Annotated in this window: 14 protein-coding genes; 5 read left to right on the top strand and 9 right to left on the bottom strand. The window is 61.2% G+C overall.

Translation table 11 applies throughout. The features are described from left to right. Nucleotides 1-4: 4 nt before the first annotated feature. The 9 genes from xylB to N2A98_RS11845 form a co-directional block, all read right to left on the bottom strand. The gene (xylB, locus tag N2A98_RS11805; protein WP_078803188.1) at nucleotides 5-1486 is read right to left on the bottom strand and encodes a xylulokinase; all 1482 of its coding nucleotides are present in this window, start codon (nucleotides 1484-1486) and stop codon (nucleotides 5-7) included. Nucleotides 1487-1622: 136 nt separating this feature from the next. Beyond that, the gene (locus N2A98_RS11810; protein WP_275623470.1) at nucleotides 1623-3104 is read right to left on the bottom strand and encodes a mannitol dehydrogenase family protein; all 1482 of its coding nucleotides are present in this window, start codon (nucleotides 3102-3104) and stop codon (nucleotides 1623-1625) included. A gap of 18 nt (nucleotides 3105-3122) precedes the next feature. Next, nucleotides 3123-4226: a sn-glycerol-3-phosphate ABC transporter ATP-binding protein UgpC gene (gene ugpC / locus N2A98_RS11815; RefSeq protein ID WP_275623471.1), complete on the bottom strand. Its 1104-nt coding sequence runs from the start codon at nucleotides 4224-4226 to the stop codon at nucleotides 3123-3125. 22 nt (nucleotides 4227-4248) lie between these two features. Continuing rightward, complete coding sequence (locus N2A98_RS11820) at nucleotides 4249-5079, bottom strand: carbohydrate ABC transporter permease (protein ID WP_005788583.1); 831 nt, start codon at nucleotides 5077-5079, stop codon at nucleotides 4249-4251. A gap of 10 nt (nucleotides 5080-5089) precedes the next feature. Further along, nucleotides 5090-5980, bottom strand: a complete 891-nt coding sequence (locus N2A98_RS11825) for a sugar ABC transporter permease (RefSeq protein WP_014718700.1) — start codon at nucleotides 5978-5980, stop codon at nucleotides 5090-5092. A gap of 140 nt (nucleotides 5981-6120) precedes the next feature. Beyond that, entirely contained in the window at nucleotides 6121-7443 is a 1323-nt protein-coding gene (locus N2A98_RS11830; RefSeq protein ID WP_044273511.1) for a sugar ABC transporter substrate-binding protein, read from the bottom strand. Nucleotides 7444-7644: 201 nt separating this feature from the next. Then, nucleotides 7645-7881 carry a DUF6124 family protein gene (locus N2A98_RS11835; RefSeq protein WP_275623472.1) on the bottom strand — a complete coding sequence of 79 codons (237 nt, stop codon included), beginning with the start codon at nucleotides 7879-7881 and terminating at the stop codon, nucleotides 7645-7647. Nucleotides 7882-8212: 331 nt separating this feature from the next. Beyond that, entirely contained in the window at nucleotides 8213-9118 is a 906-nt protein-coding gene (locus N2A98_RS11840) for an AraC family transcriptional regulator (RefSeq protein ID WP_047710743.1), read from the bottom strand. Nucleotides 9119-9190: 72 nt separating this feature from the next. Further along, the gene (locus tag N2A98_RS11845; protein WP_275623473.1) at nucleotides 9191-10480 is read right to left on the bottom strand and encodes a glycosyltransferase; all 1290 of its coding nucleotides are present in this window, start codon (nucleotides 10478-10480) and stop codon (nucleotides 9191-9193) included. A 242-nt stretch (nucleotides 10481-10722) separates the two neighbouring features. Between N2A98_RS11845 and N2A98_RS11850 the strand changes: the two genes are divergently transcribed. The 5 genes from N2A98_RS11850 to N2A98_RS11870 all read left to right on the top strand — a co-directional run bounded on the left by N2A98_RS11850 (nucleotide 10723) and on the right by N2A98_RS11870 (nucleotide 19602). Next, nucleotides 10723-11124 (top strand): hypothetical protein, encoded by a 402-nt coding sequence (locus N2A98_RS11850; protein WP_044273517.1) that lies wholly within the window; start codon nucleotides 10723-10725, stop codon nucleotides 11122-11124. A gap of 245 nt (nucleotides 11125-11369) precedes the next feature. Beyond that, nucleotides 11370-11870 carry a thiol peroxidase gene (gene tpx, locus N2A98_RS11855; protein ID WP_032892046.1) on the top strand — a complete coding sequence of 167 codons (501 nt, stop codon included), beginning with the start codon at nucleotides 11370-11372 and terminating at the stop codon, nucleotides 11868-11870. Between the two features lie 231 nt (nucleotides 11871-12101). Continuing rightward, the gene (locus tag N2A98_RS11860) at nucleotides 12102-13400 is read left to right on the top strand and encodes an MdtA/MuxA family multidrug efflux RND transporter periplasmic adaptor subunit (RefSeq protein ID WP_032892045.1); all 1299 of its coding nucleotides are present in this window, start codon (nucleotides 12102-12104) and stop codon (nucleotides 13398-13400) included. Beyond that, on the top strand, nucleotides 13397-16498 hold the full coding sequence (locus tag N2A98_RS11865) for an MdtB/MuxB family multidrug efflux RND transporter permease subunit (protein ID WP_275623474.1): 3102 nt from the start codon (nucleotides 13397-13399) through the stop codon (nucleotides 16496-16498). The genes N2A98_RS11860 and N2A98_RS11865 overlap by 4 nt, the downstream gene beginning before the upstream one ends. Beyond that, nucleotides 16495-19602, top strand: coding sequence for an efflux RND transporter permease subunit (locus N2A98_RS11870; protein ID WP_275623475.1), 3108 nt, complete (start codon nucleotides 16495-16497; stop codon nucleotides 19600-19602). The genes N2A98_RS11865 and N2A98_RS11870 overlap by 4 nt, the downstream gene beginning before the upstream one ends. Nucleotides 19603-19630 lie beyond the last annotated feature (28 nt).

The following is a 19630-nucleotide window of genomic DNA, read 5'->3' on the forward strand; positions in this document are numbered from 1 at the left end:
GCTCTTAAAGGGTTGCCACGTGCTGTTGATAACGCTCATACGCCTGTTGATAAGCGCTGACATTGGCCGCCACGGGTAAGGTACGGCTGGCAGGGTCAACGCTCACGCATTTGTCGCACAGGCTGGCCAGCGGTTCACCGCTCTGGCACCACGCCGCCTGGATCGCCGCGCCCAGGGCGGCGGCCTCGCTCTGTTCGGTACACACCACTTCGGTGTGCATGATATCGGCGACCATCTGCCGCCACAGCGGGCTTTTCGAGCCGCCACCGATCAGGCGGATGCTCTGGCTTTGCAGGCCGGTCTGGCGCAGCAGGTCGAGGCCATAACGCAGGCCGAAGGTGGTGCCTTCGACCACCGCGCGGCACAGGTTGGCGCGGGTCAGGTTGGTCATGGTCAGGCCCTGCAGGCTGCCAGTGGCGTGGGGCAGGGCGGGCACGCGTTCGCCGTTGAGAAACGGCAGCATGCTCACCCCATCGGCGCCGATGGGCGCCTGTTCGACCAAGGCGTTGAAGGCGTCGAGGTCCAGTTCGAACAGCTCGCGGATCACGCCGGTGGCGTTGGTCAGGTTCATGGTGCAAATCAGCGGCAGCCAACCGCCGCTGGAGGAGCAGAAGGTCGCCACCGAGGCTTGGGGGCTAACGTTCGGCTGGTCGGCAAAGGCATACACGGTGCCCGATGAACCCAGGCTCATGGTGATCACCCCGGGGGCGATATTGCCGGTGCCAATGGCGCCCATCATATTGTCGCCGCCGCCACTGGACACCACCGCGTCAGGGTTGATGCCCAGGCGCTCGGCGATGGCCGGCAGGATCGTGCCCACCGCTTGGTCGGCTTCGATCAGTGTCGGCAACGCGGCTTGCAGGCGGCCGCTGGGGTCGATGTGCTGGAGCAATGCCACATCCCATTCGCGGCGGCGCACGTTGAAGTAACCGGTGCCCGACGCATCGCCATACTCGGCGCAGGCGCGGCCGGTGAGCCAGTAGTTGAGGTAATCGTGGGGCAGCAGGATATGGGCAATGCGCGCGAAGACGTCCGGGTGCTGTTCAAGGGTCCAGAGCAGCTTGGACACGGTGTAGCCCGGTGCGATGGCCACACCCAGGCGCTCCAGGGACCCACGTTCGCCCCCCAGATGCTGCAGCAGCCGGTCGTTCTCCGGCGTGGTTTCGGTGTCGCACCACAGCTTGGCCGGGCGCAACACTTCACCTTGTTCGTCCAGTAGCACCAGGCCGTGTTGCTGGCCGGATACGCCGATGCCGAGGATGTCCTGGCCGTCCACGCCGGCCTGTTGCAAGGCGCGGTGGGTGGCGGCGGTGAAGGCGTCCAGCCACTCCTGGGTGTGTTGTTCACGACGGCCATTGGCGCCGCTGATCAAGCTGTGCGCGGCGGCGCCCAGGCCCAGCACCTTGCCGCTGGACGCATCGAGGACGATGGCTTTGGTGCCCTGGGTGCCGCAATCGATGCCGAGGTAGAGGTTTTGCTGGGTCATGAGGTGGGTGCTCAGCATTATTATTGGGTTGGAAATACGGTCGATGTGGGAGCTGGCTTGCCTGCGATAGCGGTGGTCCAGTCAACCCTGCAGTGACTGCCGGACCGCTATCGCAGGCAAGCCAGCTCCCACATGTTTAATCCGCTTTGTTCAGGAGGTTTTGCAGCGTGGCTGTGACGCCTTTGTCACGCAGGCTTGCATAGCAACGCTCGAACGCTGCCACAAACGCCGCCGACTTGGGAATAGCCGTGCCAAAAATCTCTTCCACCCCCAGCAACCGCTGGCTGATCAGCGCGTCATCGCTCACCAGCTCCTGGCAGAACGCTGCCCGTGGGTCCGGGATGCTGTAGCGCACGCCGTTTTCATCCACGCCTTTCAAGTACAACGCCCAGGCCGCCACCACCAGGGCCGCGCGTTCAGTCTCGCGGCCGTCGGCAATCAGGCGGTTGATGGTCGGCACGGTGAACTTGGGAAACTTCGATGAACCGTCGGAGCACACGCGCTCCAATTGGTCGGCAATCGCCTGGTTGGAAAAGCGCTCCACCAGGATCTGCTTGTATTCGGTCAGGTCGATACCGGGCACCGGTGCCAGGTTCGGCGTGACGTCCAGGTCCATGTAAGCGCGCATATACGCCACGAACACGGGGTCGTTCATGGTCTCGTGAACGAACCGGTAGCCCTTGAGGAACCCCAGGTACGTGAGGGCCAGGTGGCTGCCGTTGAGCAGGCCGATTTTCATTTCTTCGTAAGGCGTGACGTCATCGGTGAACTGCACGCCGACCTTTTCCCAGGCCGGGCGACCGTTGACGAATTTGTCTTCCAACACCCATTGCACAAACGGCTCGCACACCACCGGCCAGGCGTCGTCAATGCCGTGCTGGTCGTGCAGTTGCAGGCGGTGGGCGGTGCTGGTCATTGGCGTGATGCGGTCGACCATGGCATTCGGGAAGCTCACGTTGGCCTCAATCCAATCATGCAGCCCGGCGTCGTGCAGGGCGGCGAAGGCCAGCAGGGCCTTGCGGGTGACGGCGCCGTTGTGGGGCAGGTTATCGCAGGACATCACCGTAAAGGCCGGCGTGCCGGCGGCGCGCCGTAGGGTCAGTGCGGCGCAGATAAAACCGAACACGGTGTTCGGCGCTCTCGGGTGCGCCAGGTCATGCTGGATCTGCGGCAGGTGGGCCATGAACTCGCCGTTGCTGTCGTCGATGCAGTAGCCGCCTTCGGTGATGGTCAGCGAGACGATGTGGATCTGTGGGCTGGCGAGCTTATCGATCAGCGCCTGGGCGCCGTCTTCGGCCAGCAGCATGTCGCTGATCGAGCCGATCACACGCACTTGCGTGTCGTCGGTGTCGCCCAGCTCATACAGGGTGAACAGGTAATCCTGGCCGGCCAGGTCGTCGCGGGCCTTGCGGTCTTCACTGCGCAGGCCGACGCCGCAGATGCCCCAGTCCAGGCCCTCGCCGGTGTTCATCAGGGCATCGGTGTAAAACGCCTGGTGCGCACGGTGGAAACCGCCGACGCCAATGTGCGCGATGCCCTGGCGGGTATCGGCAAGCGCGTAGGTCGGCACCTGCACTTCGGGCGCCAGTCGGGTGAGGTTGGCTTTATTCAATTTCATCGGGAAATACTCACGAAATCAGGCGGCAGCGCGCAGTGGGCGGGCCACGGCGACGCCATCGGTGTCGAACAGATGGCAGTGCGCCGGGTCCAGGTGCAACTGCAGCGTCTCGCCGTATTGGCTAGCCATGTCGCCACGGATCCGCATGGTCAGCGGCTCGCCGCTGCGGGTGATGACGTGGCAGAAGGTGTCGCTGCCCAGGCGCTCGCCGACGTCGGCGGTGACGGTCAGGGCGGTTTGCCCCGGCGTGGCGATTTCCAGATGCTCCGGGCGAATGCCCAGGGTCACCGCGCTGCCCACGCTCAGGGTGGCGCCGCTCAACGGCAAGCTGATCAGGGTGCCGGCGTCCAGTTGCACCTCGCAGCCTTGGCTGTCGACGCGGGTGACCTGGCCCTTGAGGAAGCCCATCTTCGGCGTGCCGAGAAAACCCGCGACAAACAGATTGGCCGGTTGGTGGTACAGATCCAGGGGCGAGCCGACCTGCTCAATGCGCCCGCTGTTGAGCACCACCACCTTGTCGGCCAGGGTCATGGCTTCGACCTGGTCGTGGGTCACGTAGATCATGGTCGCTTGCAGTTCTTTATGCAGGCGCGCCAGCTCCAGGCGCATTTGCACGCGCAGGGCCGCGTCGAGGTTGGACAGCGGTTCATCGAACAGAAAGATCTTCGGGTTGCGCACAATCGCCCGGCCAATCGCCACGCGCTGGCGCTGGCCACCCGAGAGTTGCTTGGGCTTGCGCTCCAGCAAAGGCCCCAGCTCAAGGATGCGCGCCGCTTCGCTGACTTTGCTCTCGACCAGCTTCTTGTCGACGCCGGCCAGGTCCAGGGCAAACGACATGTTCTTGCGCACGCTCATATGCGGGTACAGCGCGTAGGTCTGGAACACCATGGCCAGGTCGCGCTTGGCCGGGGTCACTTCGGTGATGTCGCGGCCATCGAGTTCGATGGTGCCGTCGCTGACCTCTTCCAGGCCGGCGATCAGGCGCAGCAGCGTGGACTTGCCACAACCCGACGGGCCGACAAATACCACGAATTCCTTGTCGTTCACTTCCAGGTCGATGCCCTTGATGATGGAAAAACCTTCGAAGCCTTTTTGCAGATTCTTGATTTTCAGGTTGGCCATGATGGGCCTCCTTTTCGAATTATTATTTGACGGCGCCAAAGGACAAACCGCGTACCAACTGCTTCTGGCTGATCCAGCCAAAGATCAGGATCGGCGCGCAGGCCAGGGTCGAGACGGCGGATAACTTGGCCCAGAACAAGCCTTCGGGGCTGGAATAAGAGGCGATCAAGGCGGTCAACGGCGCGGCGCTGGAGGAGGTCAGGTTCAGCGACCAGAACGCCTCGTTCCAGCACAGGATCAGCGACAGCAACACCGTTGAGGCCAGGCCGCCCTTGGCGATCGGCAGCAGCACGCGGACCATTTCCTGCCACAGGGTCGCGCCGTCCAGGCGTGCGGCTTCGAGGATGTCCTTGGGGATGTCTTTGAAGTAGGTGTACACCATCCATACCACGATCGGCAGGTTGATCAGGGTGTAGATGATGATCAGCGCAATACGCGTATCCAGCAGGCCGAAGCTCTTGGCCAGCAGGTAGATCGGCATCAGCACGCCCACCGGCGGCAGCATCTTGGTGGACAGCATCCACAGCAGCGTGCCCTTGGTGCGCTGGGTTTCGTAGAACGCCATGGAGTAGGCGGCCGGCACCGAGATCAGCAGGCACAGGGCGGTGGCGCTGAACGAAATCACCACCGAGTTCCAGGCGTAGGCGAAGTAGTTGCTGCGCTCGTTGATGTGCAGGTAGTTCTCCAGCGTCGGCGTGAAGATGAACTGCGGCGGGGTGGCGAACGCGTCGATTTCAGTTTTGAAGCTGGTCAGCACCATCCAGAAGATCGGGAAGAAAATCAGGATCGCGATGGCCCAGGCCAACGTGCCGAGCAACAGGCTTTGCAGGCGGCGGGATTGTTGAAGCGTCATGGCGCGGCCCTCAAGGCTTGTCAGTCAGGTTTTTGCCGATCATCCGCACCAGGATGATCGCCGCGATATTGGCGATGACCACGGCAATCAAGCCGCCGGCCGAGGCCATGCCCACGTCGAACTGCACCAGCGCCTGGTTGTAGATCAGGTAGGCGAGGTTGGTGGAGGCGTAGCCGGGGCCACCGTTGGTGGTGGTGAAGATTTCGGCGAACACCGAGAGCAAAAAGATCGTTTCGATCATCACCACCACGGCAATCGGGCGGGCCAGGTGGGGCAAGGTCAGGTGCCAGAAGATCGCAATGGCGCCGGCACCGTCCAGGCGTGCGGCTTCCTTTTGCTCCTGGTCCAGGGACTGCATGGCGGTCATCAGCAGCAGGATCGCGAAGGGCAGCCATTGCCACGACACAATGATGATGATCGACAGCAGCGGGTAATGCGCCAGCCAGTCCACTGGCTCGGCGCCGAAGAACTTCCACACGGCAGCGAGAATCCCCGACACCGGGTGAAAAATCAGGTTCTTCCAGATCAGCGCGCCGACGGTGGGCATGATGAAGAACGGCGAGATCAGCATCACCCGCACGATGCCGCGCCCCAGAAATTCACTGGCCTCCAGCAGCGCACTGATCAACACGCCGAACACCACGCTGATCAGCAACACGCTGCCCACCAGCAACAGGGTATTGGTGGCGCCAGGCAGGAAGCCCGAATCGGTGATGAAGTAGCTGAAGTTTTCCAGCCCCACGAATTGGTTTTCGCCGGGGTAGAGCAGGTTGTAGCGGATCAGCGAAAAGTACAGGGTCATGCCCAGCGGCACGATCATCCACAGCAGCAGCAAGGCCACCGAGGGGCTGACGAGAAACCAGCCGGGGTTGGCCAGACGGTTTTTGGTGGGTGTATTCATGGTGATCAGAACCAGTCAGATGTATACAGAACTGTGGGAGCGGGCTTGCTCGCGAAGGCGGTGTGTCAGTCACGGATGCATCAACTGGAAGAACGCATTCGCGAGCAAGCCCGCTCCCACATTAATTACGGGGTTCCGTACTATTTAGGATAACCAGCCCGCTTCATTTCCCGCTCGGTGGTGTTCTGCGCGGCGGTCAATGCAGCATCGACGGTCTGCTGGCCGGTCAGCGCCCCCGAGAAGAACTTGCCCACCTGGGTACCAATCGCCTGGAATTCAGGAATGGTCACCAACTGGATACCGATATACGGCACCGGTTTCTCGGTCGGCTTGGTCGGGTCTGCCACTTTCAGCGATTCCAGCGTCACCTTGGCGAACGGCGCGGCCTTCATGTACTCGTCGCTGTAGGTGGATTGGCGGGTACCTGGTGGCACGTTGGCGATGCCATCGGTCTTGGCCACGAGCTGGCCGTATTCCTTGGAGGTGGCCCAACTGGTGAACACCTTGGCGGCGTCCTTGGCCTTGGAACTGGTGGGGATCGCCAGGCTCCAGGAGTACAGCCACGACGTGCCCTTGTCGGTTTTCTCATGGGGCGCGAAGGTAAAGCCGACATGGTCTGCGACCTTACTCTGGCTCTTGTCGGTCACAAACGAGCCGGCCACGCTGGCATCCACCCAGATCGCGCACTTGCCGCTGTTGAACAGCGCCAGGTTTTCATTGAAGCCATTGCTGGAAGCACCCGGCGGGCCGGATTTTTTCATGTTGTCGACGTAGAAGTTCAGCGCGTTCTTCCACTCGGGGCCGTTGAATTCTGGCTGCCACTTCTCATCGAACCAGCGCGCGCCGAAGCCGTTGGCCAGGGTGGTGATCAGCGCCATGTTCTCACCCCAACCGGCTTTGCCGCGCAGGCACAGGCCGTATTGCTCTTTGGACTTGTCGGTGAGCTTGGCGGCGAATTCGCCGATCTGGCTCCAGGTCGGGTGCTCAGGCATGCTCAGCCCGGCGTCCTTGAACAGGTCGGTGCGGTAATAGGTGATTGAGCTTTCGGCGTAGAACGGCAGGGCGTACAACGAGCCCTTGACCGACAAACCGTCGCGCACTGAAGGGAACACGTCATCAAGGTCGTAGGACGCCGGCAAATCCTTCATCGGCTCCAGCCACCCCTTGGCGCCCCAGAGTGCGGCTTCGTACATGCCGATGGTCAACACATCGAACTGCCCGCCCTGGGTGGCGATGTCGGTGGTGAGGCGTTGGCGCAGTACGTTTTCTTCGAGCACCACCCAGTTCAACTTGATCTCCGGATGCTCGGCCTCGAAGGTTTTCGAGAGCTTCTGCATGCGGATCATGTCGCTGTTATTGACGGTGGCAATGGTCAGGGTTTGCGCGCCAAGGCTGACGGCGCTGAGGGTCATGCATGCAGTCATGCAGGAACAGGCAAGCATTGCTTTTGCTGTGAACTTCATCGCGCACTCCATTTCCGCGCCCAGGGGGCTACAGAAGGACGGTTATTGTTGTTGTGTCTTCCTACCAGGAGTCAGGAAGAGTGTGCGTTGATTACAGCCTTCAAAAGCGGCGGTGACAAATCCTTGGGAGCACGCTCACTGATACTTTTTTGCACTCGGTGATCGCCCTCAAACGAAGCTTGAGGGCGATCGATGCAGGATTTAGCGCTCGATATCAGCCAATACGCGTTCAGCCAACAACCTGGATACCTCAATCAACTGTGCAATACCCAGCGCACCTTCTCGTCGCGAGCCGTCGAGTTCAAAGGCGAAATCGCAGGTGAGGGCGTGGGCAGAGGCGAGGGATTCGCTGAGGTTGACGAGTAGGTCTTGGGTGGAGATGCCGTCTTTAACGGTGAATAGCACGCTGGCAGGGGGATTTGGTGTGGGTTTGATCATGGTGAAACTCCGGAGATATTAAGGAGCTGCCATTGATCGCCGCGACGCGATGGGGGTGGCAGCTGTACGCGGGTTCGCGGACCGACTCTCCAGAACATCGGCATACCCGAAGGTATCCCGCGCACAGCCGCCATAGCGCCGCACAGTAGACGATAAAAAAGCGCCAACTGAAAGGACACACGACGCTTTTGCGTCTGAAGAAATACGGGCCGCGACGCCCGACCGCTGCGTTTGCAGCGGTGTAAGGAGACTAGAGATCGAGTGTCCTAGGGGCAACCTTAAAGCCTTGTAAGACGTTTCTGTTTCCCACTACCTAGACGAACGATCAACCTCAAGCCAAATTCTGCTCCGTCAACCGCTGCACCGCCAACCGCCGATAGTGAGACGGCGTCATCCCCTTAAGCTGCTGAAAACGCCGATTGAAGTTGGAAATGTTATTGAACCCCGACTCAAAGCACACATCCGTCACGGCCTTGTCCCCATCGGCCAGCAATTCACAGGACTTGCTGATGCGCAGCCGATTGACGAATTCAATAAAAGTCCGCCCGGTCGCCTGTTTGAATACCCTGGAAAAATACGTTGGCTTCATCCCCAGGTACTCCGCCACTTCTTCCAGCGGCAACTCTCGGGCGTAGTGGGCAAAGATGTAGTCCACCGCGCGGTTGGTGCGGTCGATGCTGTGTTCGTCGGCTTGCTGTGGCGTGGTCACGCCGGACAGTAACTGGTAGTCCTCACAGGCGCTCAACACTTCCAGCAAGATAAAGAAGTGCCCCAGGCGTGCCATGCCCCGGGCGTCTTCGATGCGTTGCATCAGGGTCATGGCGTGGGCGATGGTTTTTTTGCAGCGAAACTCGATGCCGTATTGCGCACGTTCAAGCAGCGGCGCCAGGCTTTTGAGTTCGGTGAAGATGTGGCTGCCGTGTTCGAACAATTCATCGGTGAAGTTCACCAGCATGTCGCGCTTGGGCACGACTTCGTCTTCTTCCACCTGGCTGATCCAGTTATGGGGCAGGTTGGGGCCGGTGAGGAACAGGCTTTCGGGGTAGAAGTTGCCGATGTAGTCGCCGATAAACACCTTGCCGGAGCTGGCGACGATCAGGTGCAGCTCGTATTCCTTGTGGAAATGCCAGCGCACCAGGGGGCAGGGGAAGCCGTGCTGGCGATAGATGATGGACAGACCGTTGTGGTCGTCCATCAACTCGTAGGAAGGGTCGGTGATGCGCGTTGCTCGGGTCATGCTGCCGTCGCTTTATTGTGGTTGCTGCGTAGGATAATGCCCCGTCCCGCGCGACCTCGCCAGCGCCAGTGTTTATAGGGTGCGGTTTTTGGCCTCGATCCACTGGGACATGTACTGGGTACTTTTATGCGCGTGGTGGCGCAGCATGCTGCCAATGAAGTTGTCCCGGCGATGGACGGCAAGGTTGCTGCGGCAACGTTCCAGGCATTCCACCAAGGCGGGCCCGTGCACGTCCTGGTCATAGCGCCGGGCCAGGAGTTGGCGCCCTTGTTCCTGGGCTTGAGTCCAGCGCTCGCGGTTTTGGTAAAGGGCCACGGCAGCGGCGGCCAGGGCCGGGGCGTCCTCTGCGATCACGCCGGGCCAGGGTTGGTCATCGCCCATGGCCTCGGCGCCGATGGGGGTGGTGACATTCGGCGTGCCACACAGCATGGCGTCCACCAACTTGCCCTTGATGCCGGCGCCAAAGCGCAGCGGTGCCAGGCAGATACGCGCGGCGTTCATGACTTGCAGCGCATCTTCGGCCCAGTTCATCACATGAAAACCCTGCGCCGGGTTGTGCAGGGCGGTGGCTTTGGGCGGGGTGTAGGCGCCGTAGATATGCAACTGCGCGCCCGGCAGTTGTTGGCGAATCAGCGGCCACAGGCTGTGCTTCATCCACAGCACCGCATCCCAGTTGGGCGCGTGGCGGAAGTTGCCGATGCTGAGGAAATGCGCACGGTCTTCAAAGGGCGCAAATGCAGCGCTGGGCGGATGCAGCATCAACGGGCACCAGTGGAGCAGGGCGGCCGGCACCTTGAACTGTTCGGTGAGCAGGCGGATTTCCACGTCAGAGATCATCAGGCTGATGTCACAGCGGTAGATGGCGGCGATTTCGCGTTTGGCCAGGTCGGTATCGGCCATGCGCTGGAACTCGTCCTCCAATGCCGGGGCGAACAGGGCGCTGAAGTCGTCGCTGTCTGGGTTGGCTTTTACTTGTTCTTTGAAACGCTGGTGACGGGCGTCGCGCAGGCTCTGCAGGTCGGAGGTCTCCAGCACCCGCAGCGCGTCGGGGCAGCATTGTTCCACGCGCCAGCCGAATTGCTCCTCCATCATGAAACGGTCGAACAGCACAATGTCCGGGGCCAATTCGCGGACAAAATCATCGAAACTGCTGTTATTCAGTTCGATAGCGCGTTCGGCGATCCCGAGTGCGGGCAGGTCGGCCTTGTGCTCGCCAATGGTGGCGGGGCTGCTGAAGGTAATGTCCCAACCTTGCGTAAGAAAACTCTCAAGGATTTGCATCATATGCCCGCCCGCTGCAGAAGAACGGGGTTCGGGCCAGACGTAGCCAATGACCAGGACTTTGGTGGCGGGTTGATGCATGAAATGAGTCCTTCGTGCCGTCGGGGCGGGCCTAAAAAAGCGGCTGATTAAATCACACTTTTGCGGCGCAACAAGCCTTGCGAGGAAATGCTGATTAATGCGTGGATTTTAATTGCGAAATGAGCTTGTGGCCTGTCAACGTTCACAGTTATCGCGGCTTGTGCAGGGTGTTAGGTTCGCTACAGCTTTCCGGATGTAGGGCGGTCGGAAACTCATCAAATCGTTTTCAGGAGGTGCCTACCATGGATGACCATGAACAAACCAACAAGGGGAACGCGGTTGAAGCTGACTGGCATAACGTCACATTGACAAGGGGTGTTACCGGCTATAGCGGCAATTTGCGTATCAGGTTTCAGCGCTCAGGTAACACGCTGACGTTGACAACCGAGGACTACATGATCAAGGGCGATAGTTCACGTAACAAAGCCAATATTAATTACGATGTCAAGGTCGGCAACAACACTGTATGGGACCTGGACTCGCCCGATGACCGTATGCAGGATGGGCAGTGGCATACTTGGTCAAACTACAAGTCAGTAGCGATTCCGAGCGGGACTCAGACGATAACGTTCAGGGCAGAGTTTATCTTTGATATGTCCGGACCCGATGATCGGGCAATAGCGACGCATGCCGTAAGCATCTAGCTCGCGAGCGCCAACGTCTTGCCGGGCACCTCCGGTGCCCGGCATTTCCTATCTATCGAACTGAATCTATATCAGCGCAATTTCGGCGGGTAAGCACGTGTTCGCGCCCGATTCCAGGCGGTGTCGGTATTGATCATGCGTGGGGACATGACAATTTGTGTCTGGCGGTAGGTAGCTTCGGCACTTTGTGGTTAACTTCCGCCTCTCGAATTCGTTTAACCAAACCCAGCATAAGGATTCTGTTCATGGCTCAAGTCACTCTTAAAGGCAACCCGGTCCAGGTTGAAGGCGATTTGCCGAAAGTCGGCGCAAAAGCCGCAGACTTCACCCTGACCGCCGGCGATCTGTCCAACGCCACCTTGGCTACCTTTGCCGGCAAGCGCAAAGTGCTGAACATCTTCCCAAGCGTTGACACCCCAACCTGTGCCACTTCGGTGCGCAAGTTCAACGCCCAGGCCAACGACGTGGCCAACACCGTGGTGCTGTGCATCTCCACCGACCTGCCATTCGCCCAGGCACGTTTCTGCGGCTCCGAAGGCCTGGAAAACGTGAAGAACCTGTCGGACTTCCGTGATTCGGACTTCGCTGTTGATTACGGTGTGGCCATTGCCGACGGCCCGCTCAAAGGCCTGACCGCTCGCGCTGTCGTGGTACTGGACGAAAACGACAACGTGCTGCACAGCGAGTTGGTCAAGGAAATCGCTGAAGAGCCAAACTACGACGCCGCCCTGGCTGTGTTGAAGTAACTGTTTCTACGTATGACTGTCGTTTGGCAGTAACACGTATGATGCATGATTGCGGCCTGGCCTAGTCCAGGCCGTTTTTATTTGAGCGTCAGCGGCTTAGCGAAATAGCCGGTGGACTAAGATCAAAAGTTAAACGTTGTAAGCCTAAGGTAAATAGCCGGTAAAGGTGCTTTTCTAAACGCACCCCAGTGCTTATCTTTCAGCCTCCCGAAGAAGAAGCTCTCACCCCCAATGGTTGATCACTCCATGCAATCCTCCTCCCGCAACTCCCGCCGCTGGCTGTTTGGCCTGCTCGTGCTGCTGGTTATCGCCGGCCTGTGCTGGAAATTCTGGCCCAGTGGCGCGGCCCATAAAGATGCTCCGGCGGGGCACACGGGCAAGACCGGCATGGCGCGGCCGGGGTTCGGTGGTTCCACCGGGCCGGTACCGGTGCGTGTGGCACCGGCGGTGCTGGGGGAGTTCCCGGTGTACTACAAGGCCCTGGGGACGGTCACTGCGCTGAACACCATTAATGTGCGCAGCCGGGTGGGCGGTGAGCTGGTCAAGATCGCCTTCGAGGAAGGGCAGATGGTCAAGGCCGGCGACCTGCTGGCAGAAATCGACCCACGCAGCTACCAGAACGCTTTGCTCCAGGCCCAGGGCACCTTGCTGCAGAACCAGGCCCAGTTGAAGAACGCCCAGGTTGATGTACAGCGTTATCGCGATCTGTACGCCCAGGACAGTATCGCCAAGCAAACCCTGGACACCGCCGAAGCGCTGGTTTTGCAATACCAGGGCACGGTCAAGACCAACCAGGGCGCGGTGGACGACGCCAAGCTCAACCTGGAATTCACCAAGATCCGCGCGCCCATCAGTGGCCGCGTCGGTTTGCGCCAGCTTGACGTCGGCAACCTCGTCGCCGCCAACGACACCACCGCCCTGGCGGTGATCACCCAGACCCAGCCGATCAGCGTGGCCTTCACCCTGCCGGAAAATACCCTGGAAACCGTGTTGGCCCGTTACCACGCCGGCAACAAATTGCCCGTGGAAGCCTGGGACCGTAGCGACGTGAAAAAACAGGCGGTCGGCGTACTGCAAAGCCTGGACAACCAGATTGATGTGACTACCGGCACGCTGAAATTCAAGGCGCGTTTCGATAACAAGGACCAGGCGCTGTTCCCCAACCAGTTCGTCAATGTGCACCTGCTGGCCGACACCTTGAAGAACGTGGTGCTGGCACCCTCCGCGGCGATCCAGTTCGGCAACAATGGCACCTTTGTCTACAAGCTCGACGGTGACAAGAAGGTCAAGGTCCAGCCGCTGGTGGTGGGCGACACCGATGGCGAAAACACTGTGATCAAGGAAGGCCTGGCCGCTGGCGACCGCGTGGTGCTGGAAGGTACTGACCGCCTCAAGGACGGCAGCGAGATCGAAGTGGTCAACGCCAGCAGCGAGGTGCCGACCACCCCGACCGAACACCTGCAAGGCAAGCCCGCAGCAAAAGGGGAGACCGGTGCTGACGCCGGCAAGGCGCAAAAGGTCGGTTCATGAACCTGTCGCGCCTGTTCATCCTTCGCCCGGTCGCCACCACGCTGAGCATGCTGGCCATTGTCCTAGCCGGCATCATCGCGTACCGCCTGCTGCCGGTGTCGGCGTTGCCACAGGTGGATTACCCGACCATCCGGGTGATGACCCTGTACCCCGGCGCCAGCCCCGATGTGATGACCAGCGCGGTCACCGCACCGCTGGAGCGCCAGTTCGGGCAAATGCCCGGGCTGACGCAGATGGCGTCCACCAGCTCCGGCGGTGCCTCGGTGCTGACCCTGCGTTTCAACCTCGACATCAATATGGATGTCGCCGAGCAACAGGTGCAGGCCGCGATCAACGCCGCCACCAACCTGCTGCCCAAGGATTTGCCGGCGCCGCCGGTGTACAACAAGGTCAACCCGGCAGATACCCCGGTGCTGACCCTGGCAATCACCTCCAAGACCATGTTGCTGCCCAAACTCAATGATTTGGTCGATACGCGCATGGCGCAGAAAATCGCGCAGATCAGCGGCGTCGGCATGGTCAGCATCGCCGGTGGCCAGCGCCAGGCCGTGCGCATCAAGGTCAACCCCGAGGCCCTGGCGGCCAATGGCTTGAACCTCTCGGACGTGCGCGCCCTGATCGCCGCCTCCAACGTCAACCAGCCCAAGGGTAACTTTGACGGCCCCACCCGCGTGTCGATGCTCGACGCCAACGACCAGTTGGTTTCGCCTGAGCAATATGCCGAACTGATCCTGGCCTACAACAATGGCGCACCGCTGCGGCTCAAGGATGTGGCGCAGATCGTCGACGGCGCTGAAAACGAACGCCTCGCCGCCTGGGCCAACGAGAACCAGGCCGTGCTGCTCAATATCCAGCGCCAGCCGGGTGCCAACGTGATCGAGGTGGTGGACCGCATCAAGGCCCTGCTGCCGAGCATCACCGACAACCTACCGGCCGGCCTGGACGTGACGGTGCTTACCGACCGCACCCAGACCATCCGCGCCTCGGTCAAAGACGTACAACATGAGCTGCTGATCGCCATTGCCCTGGTGGTAATGGTGACGTTCCTGTTCCTGCGCCGGGTCAGCGCCACGGTCATTCCGTCCATCGCCGTGCCGCTGTCCCTGGTGGGCACCTTTGGCGTGATGTACCTGGCCGGCTTCTCCATCAATAACCTGACACTGATGGCCCTGACCATCGCCACCGGGTTTGTGGTGGACGACGCCATCGTGATGCTGGAGAACATCTCGCGCTATATCGAGGAAGGCGAGACGCCGATGGCGGCCGCGCTCAAGGGCGCCAAGCAGATTGGTTTCACCCTGATATCCCTGACCTTGTCGCTGATTGCGGTGTTGATCCCGCTGCTGTTCATGGCTGATGTGGTCGGGCGGCTGTTCCGTGAATTTGCTATCACCCTGGCCGTGGCGATCCTGATTTCCCTGGTGGTGTCCCTGACCCTCACGCCGATGATGTGCGCGCGTCTGCTCAAGCGCGAACCCAAGGAAGAAGAGCAGGGCCGCTTCTACAAAGCCAGCGGCGCCTGGATTGATTGGCTGATCGAAGCCTACGGCCGCAAGCTGCAATGGGTGCTCAAGCACCAGCCGCTGACATTGCTGGTGGCGATCGCCACCCTGGGGCTCACGGTGGTGCTGTACCTGGTGGTGCCCAAGGGCTTTTTCCCGGTGCAGGACACCGGGGTGATCCAGGGCATTTCCGAGGCGCCGCAGTCGATTTCCTTTGCGGCCATGAGCCAGCGCCAACAGGAACTGGCGAAGATCATCCTCGCCGACCCTGCGGTCGAGAGCCTGTCGTCCTACATTGGTGTGGATGGCGATAACGCCACCCTCAACAGCGGCCGCTTGCTGATCAACCTCAAGGCTCATGGCCAGCGCGACTTGAGCGCAGCCGAGGTCATCACCCGCCTGCAACCGCAGATCGACAAGCTGGTGGGTATCCGCCTGTTCATGCAACCGGTGCAGGACCTCACTATCGAGGACCGGGTCAGCCGTACCCAGTATCAGTTCAGCATGTCCTCGCCGGACGCCGAACTGCTGGCGTTGTGGAGCGGCAAGCTGGTACATGCCCTCAGCCAGTTGCCGGAACTCACCGACGTGGCCAGTGACCTGCAGGACAAAGGCTTGCAGGTGTACCTGGTGATTGATCGCGATGCGGCCTCGCGCCTGGGCGTGAGCGTCTCGACCATCACCGATGCGCTGTATGACGCCTTCGGCCAGCGCCAGATCTCCACCATCTATACCCAGGCCAGCCAGTACCGGGTGGTGTTGCAGGCCCAGTCCGGCGAAACCCTCGGCCCGGCGGCCCTCAACCAGATCCATGTGAAGACCACCGACGGTGGCCAGGTACGCCTGTCGAGCCTGGCCCATGTGGAACAGCGCCAGGCACAGTTGGCAATTGCCCATATCGGCCAGTTCCCGGCGGTGATGATGTCGTTCAACCTGGCGCCCGGCGTGGCGCTGGGCAAAGGCGTGGAGCTGATCAACCAGACCCAGAAGGACATCGGCATGCCGGTGGGCGTGCAAACCCAGTTCCAGGGCGCGGCCCAGGCGTTTGAAGCCTCGTTGTCGAGCACTTTGCTGTTGATCCTGGCGGCGGTGGTCACCATGTACATCGTGCTCGGTGTGCTCTATGAGAGCTATATCCACCCGATCACCATCCTCTCGACCTTGCCATCGGCGGCAGTGGGGGCCTTGCTGGCGTTGCTGCTCAGCGGCAATGACCTGGGCATGATTGCGATCATCGGCATCATCCTGCTGATCGGTATCGTGAAAAAGAACGCGATCATGATGATCGACTTCGCCCTCGACGCCGAACGCAACCAGGGCCTGGCCCCGCAGACGGCGATCTACCAGGCGGCGCTGTTGCGCTTCCGGCCGATCCTGATGACCACCCTGGCCGCCTTGTTCGGTGCCGTGCCGTTGATGCTAGCGAGCGGCTCCGGCGCCGAACTGCGCCAGCCCCTGGGCCTGGTGATGGTCGGTGGCTTGCTGGTGAGCCAGGTGTTGACGCTGTTCACCACGCCGGTGATCTACCTGTACTTCGATCGTCTTGGCCGGCGCTGGCGCAAAGAGCCGCAACGCCTGGAGCCGGTTGAGCCATGAACCTGTCCGGACCTTTCATCCGCCGGCCGGTAGCCACCATGCTGCTGAGCCTGGCGATCATGTTGCTTGGTGGCGTGAGCTTCAACTTGCTGCCGGTGTCGCCATTGCCGCAGATCGACTTCCCGGTGATCGTGGTGTCGGCCAGCTTGCCCGGTGCCAGCCCCGAGGTGATGGCGTCTACGGTGGCCACGCCGCTGGAGCGCTCATTCGGCGCGATTGCCGGTATCACCACCATGAGCAGTTCCTCCAGCCAGGGCTCTACCCGGGTGATTCTGGCGTTCGACTCCGACCGCGACATCAACGGCGCGGCGCGGGAAGTGCAGGCGGCCATCAACGCGTCGCGCAACCTGCTGCCCAGCGGCATGCGCAGCATGCCCACCTACAAGAAGATCAACCCGTCCCAGGCGCCGATCATGGTGCTGTCGCTGACCTCCGACGTGTTGCAGAAGGGCCAGTTGTACGACCTGGCCTCGACCATCCTGTCCCAGAGCCTGTCCCAGGTGCCGGGCGTGGGCGAAGTGCAGATCGGCGGCAGTTCGCTACCGGCGGTGCGCATCGAGCTGGAACCCAAGGCCCTCGATCAGTACGGCGTCGCCCTGGACGATGTGCGCAACACCATCGCCAACGCCAACCAGCGCCGGCCCAAAGGCTCGCTGGAAGACAGCGAGCGCAATTGGCAGATCCAGGCCAACGACCAGTTGGAAAAAGCCAAGGACTATGAGCCCCTGCTGATTCGCTACCAGGACGGCGCCGCCCTGCGCCTCAAAGACGTGGCGAAGATCACTGATGGCGTGGAAGACCGCTACAACAGCGGCTTCTTCAACAATGATTCGGCGGTGTTGCTGGTGATCAACCGCCAGTCCGGCGCCAACATCATCGAAACCGTGCGGCAGATCAAGGCGCAGTTGCCGGCGTTGCAGGCGGTGTTGCCGTCCAGCGTCAAGCTCAGCCTGGCCATGGACCGTTCACCCGTGATCACCGCCACCCTGCATGAGGCGGAAATGACCCTGCTGATTGCCGTGGGGCTGGTGATCCTGGTGGTGTACCTGTTCCTGGGTAACTTCCGTGCTTCGCTGATCCCGACCCTGGCGGTGCCGGTGTCGCTGGTGGGCACCTTTGCGGTGATGTACCTGTACGGCTTTTCGTTGAACAATTTCTCGCTGATGGCGCTGATCCTCGCCACCGGGCTGGTGGTGGACGATGCCATCGTGGTGCTGGAGAACATTTCCCGGCACATCGACGAGGGCGTGCCACCGATGAAAGCCGCCTACCTGGGCGCTCAGGAAGTCGGCTTTACCTTGCTGTCGATGAACGTGTCGTTGGTGGCGGTGTTCCTGTCCATTCTGTTTATGGGCGGGATCGTCACCAACCTGTTCCGTGAGTTTTCCATCACCTTGTCGGCGGCGATCATCGTCTCACTGATTGTCTCGCTGACCCTGACGCCCATGCTCTGTGCCCGTTGGTTGAAGCCACATGTGAAGGAGCGGCAGACCGGTTTGCAGCGCTGGAGCCAGAAGGTCAACGACCGCATGGTCGCCGGCTACGCCACCAGCCTGGATTGGGTGCTGCACCATCGGCGCCTGACCTTGCTCAGCCTGTTGGTCACCGTGGGCGTGAATATCGCGCTGTACGTGGTGGTGCCCAAAACCTTCATGCCCCAGCAGGACACCGGCCAGTTGATCGGTTTTGTGCGCGGCGACGATGGCCTGTCGTTCAGCGTGATGCAGCCGAAGATGGAGATCTTTCGCCAGGCGGTGCTCAAGGACCCGGCGGTGCTCAGTGTGGCCGGCTTTATCGGTGGCAACCAAGGCACTAACAACGCAGTGATGCTGGTGCGCCTCAAGCCGCTTGGCGAACGCAACATCTCCGCCCAGGCAGTGATCGAGCGCCTACGCAAGGAGGTGCCGCTGGTGCCGGGCGGGCGCTTGTTCCTCATGGCCGACCAGGACCTGCAGTTCGGGGGCGGCCGCGACCAGACCAGCGCGCAATATTCCTACATCCTGCAAAGCGGCGACCTGGCCGCGTTGCGCCTGTGGTACCCGAAAGTGGTGGCGGCGATGCGTGAGTTGCCGGAGCTGACTGCCATCGACGCCCGCGAAGGCCGCGGCGCGGCCCAGGTGACGTTGATTGTCGACCGCGACCAGGCCAAGCGCCTGGGCATCGACATGGACATGGTCACGGCGGTGCTCAACAACGCCTACAGTCAGCGGCAGATTTCCACCATCTACGACAGCCTCAACCAGTACCAGGTGGTGATGGAGGTCAACCCCAAATACGCCCAGGACCCGATCACCCTCAACCAGATGCAGGTGATCACGGCCGACGGCGCGCGGGTACCGTTGTCGACCATTGCCCATTATGAAAACAGCCTGGCCGACGACCGTGTCAGCCATGAAGGCCAGTTTGCTTCGGAGAATATTGCCTTCGACATGGCGCCCGGCGTCACGGTGGAGCAGGGCACGGCGGCCATCGAGCGTGCGATTGCCAAGGTCGGGCTGCCCGAAGATGTGATCGCCAAGATGGCCGGCACCGCCGATGCGTTCGCCGCGACTCAGAAAGGCCAGCCGTTCATGATTCTCGGCGCGCTGGTGGCGGTGTACCTGGTGCTGGGTATCTTGTATGAAAGCTACATTCACCCGCTGACCATCCTGTCTACGCTGCCGTCGGCCGGTGTCGGTGCGTTGTTGGCGATCTACCTGCTAGGCGGCGAGTTCAGCCTGATTTCCTTGCTGGGTTTGTTCCTGTTGATCGGCGTGGTGAAGAAAAACGCGATCCTGATGATCGACCTCGCGCTGCAGTTGGAGCGCAACGACGGCATGAGCCCGCTGGAGTCGATCCGCAGCGCCTGCCTCTTGCGGCTGCGGCCGATCCTGATGACGACCCTGGCCGCGATCCTCGGTGCCTTGCCGTTGCTGCTCGGCAGCGGCGACGGCGCGGAAATGCGCCATCCGTTGGGCCTGACCATCATCGGTGGCCTGGTCTTCAGCCAGATCCTGACCCTCTACACCACCCCGGTGGTTTACCTTTACCTCGACCGCGCGCGCCACCGCTTCAACGCCTGGCGCGGCGTGCGTACCGATGCTGCCCTGGACACTGCGCTATGAACCCAACCAACGCCCCTGCAACCCCTGT

The organism is Pseudomonas sp. FJ2-5-13 (genome assembly GCF_029201605.1).
In the GTDB taxonomy this organism is placed as follows: Bacteria; Pseudomonadota; Gammaproteobacteria; order Pseudomonadales; family Pseudomonadaceae; genus Aquipseudomonas; species Aquipseudomonas lactis.

Bases quoted from the DNA above. Each gene is read 5' to 3' on its own strand.
- xylB (WP_078803188.1), bottom strand. From the start codon at position 1,486: ATGACCCAGCAAAACCTCTACCTCGGCATCGATTGCGGCACCCAGGGC.
- N2A98_RS11810 (WP_275623470.1), bottom strand. From the start codon at position 3,104: ATGAAATTGAATAAAGCCAACCTCACCCGACTGGCGCCCGAAGTGCAG.
- ugpC (WP_275623471.1), bottom strand. From the start codon at position 4,226: ATGGCCAACCTGAAAATCAAGAATCTGCAAAAAGGCTTCGAAGGTTTT.
- N2A98_RS11820 (WP_005788583.1), bottom strand. From the start codon at position 5,079: ATGACGCTTCAACAATCCCGCCGCCTGCAAAGCCTGTTGCTCGGCACG.
- N2A98_RS11825 (WP_014718700.1), bottom strand. From the start codon at position 5,980: ATGAATACACCCACCAAAAACCGTCTGGCCAACCCCGGCTGGTTTCTC.
- N2A98_RS11830 (WP_044273511.1), bottom strand. From the start codon at position 7,443: ATGAAGTTCACAGCAAAAGCAATGCTTGCCTGTTCCTGCATGACTGCA.
- N2A98_RS11835 (WP_275623472.1), bottom strand. From the start codon at position 7,881: ATGATCAAACCCACACCAAATCCCCCTGCCAGCGTGCTATTCACCGTT.
- N2A98_RS11840 (WP_047710743.1), bottom strand. From the start codon at position 9,118: ATGACCCGAGCAACGCGCATCACCGACCCTTCCTACGAGTTGATGGAC.
- N2A98_RS11845 (WP_275623473.1), bottom strand. From the start codon at position 10,480: ATGCATCAACCCGCCACCAAAGTCCTGGTCATTGGCTACGTCTGGCCC.
- N2A98_RS11850 (WP_044273517.1), top strand. From the start codon at position 10,723: ATGGATGACCATGAACAAACCAACAAGGGGAACGCGGTTGAAGCTGAC.
- tpx (WP_032892046.1), top strand. From the start codon at position 11,370: ATGGCTCAAGTCACTCTTAAAGGCAACCCGGTCCAGGTTGAAGGCGAT.
- N2A98_RS11860 (WP_032892045.1), top strand. From the start codon at position 12,102: ATGGTTGATCACTCCATGCAATCCTCCTCCCGCAACTCCCGCCGCTGG.
- N2A98_RS11865 (WP_275623474.1), top strand. From the start codon at position 13,397: ATGAACCTGTCGCGCCTGTTCATCCTTCGCCCGGTCGCCACCACGCTG.
- N2A98_RS11870 (WP_275623475.1), top strand. From the start codon at position 16,495: ATGAACCTGTCCGGACCTTTCATCCGCCGGCCGGTAGCCACCATGCTG.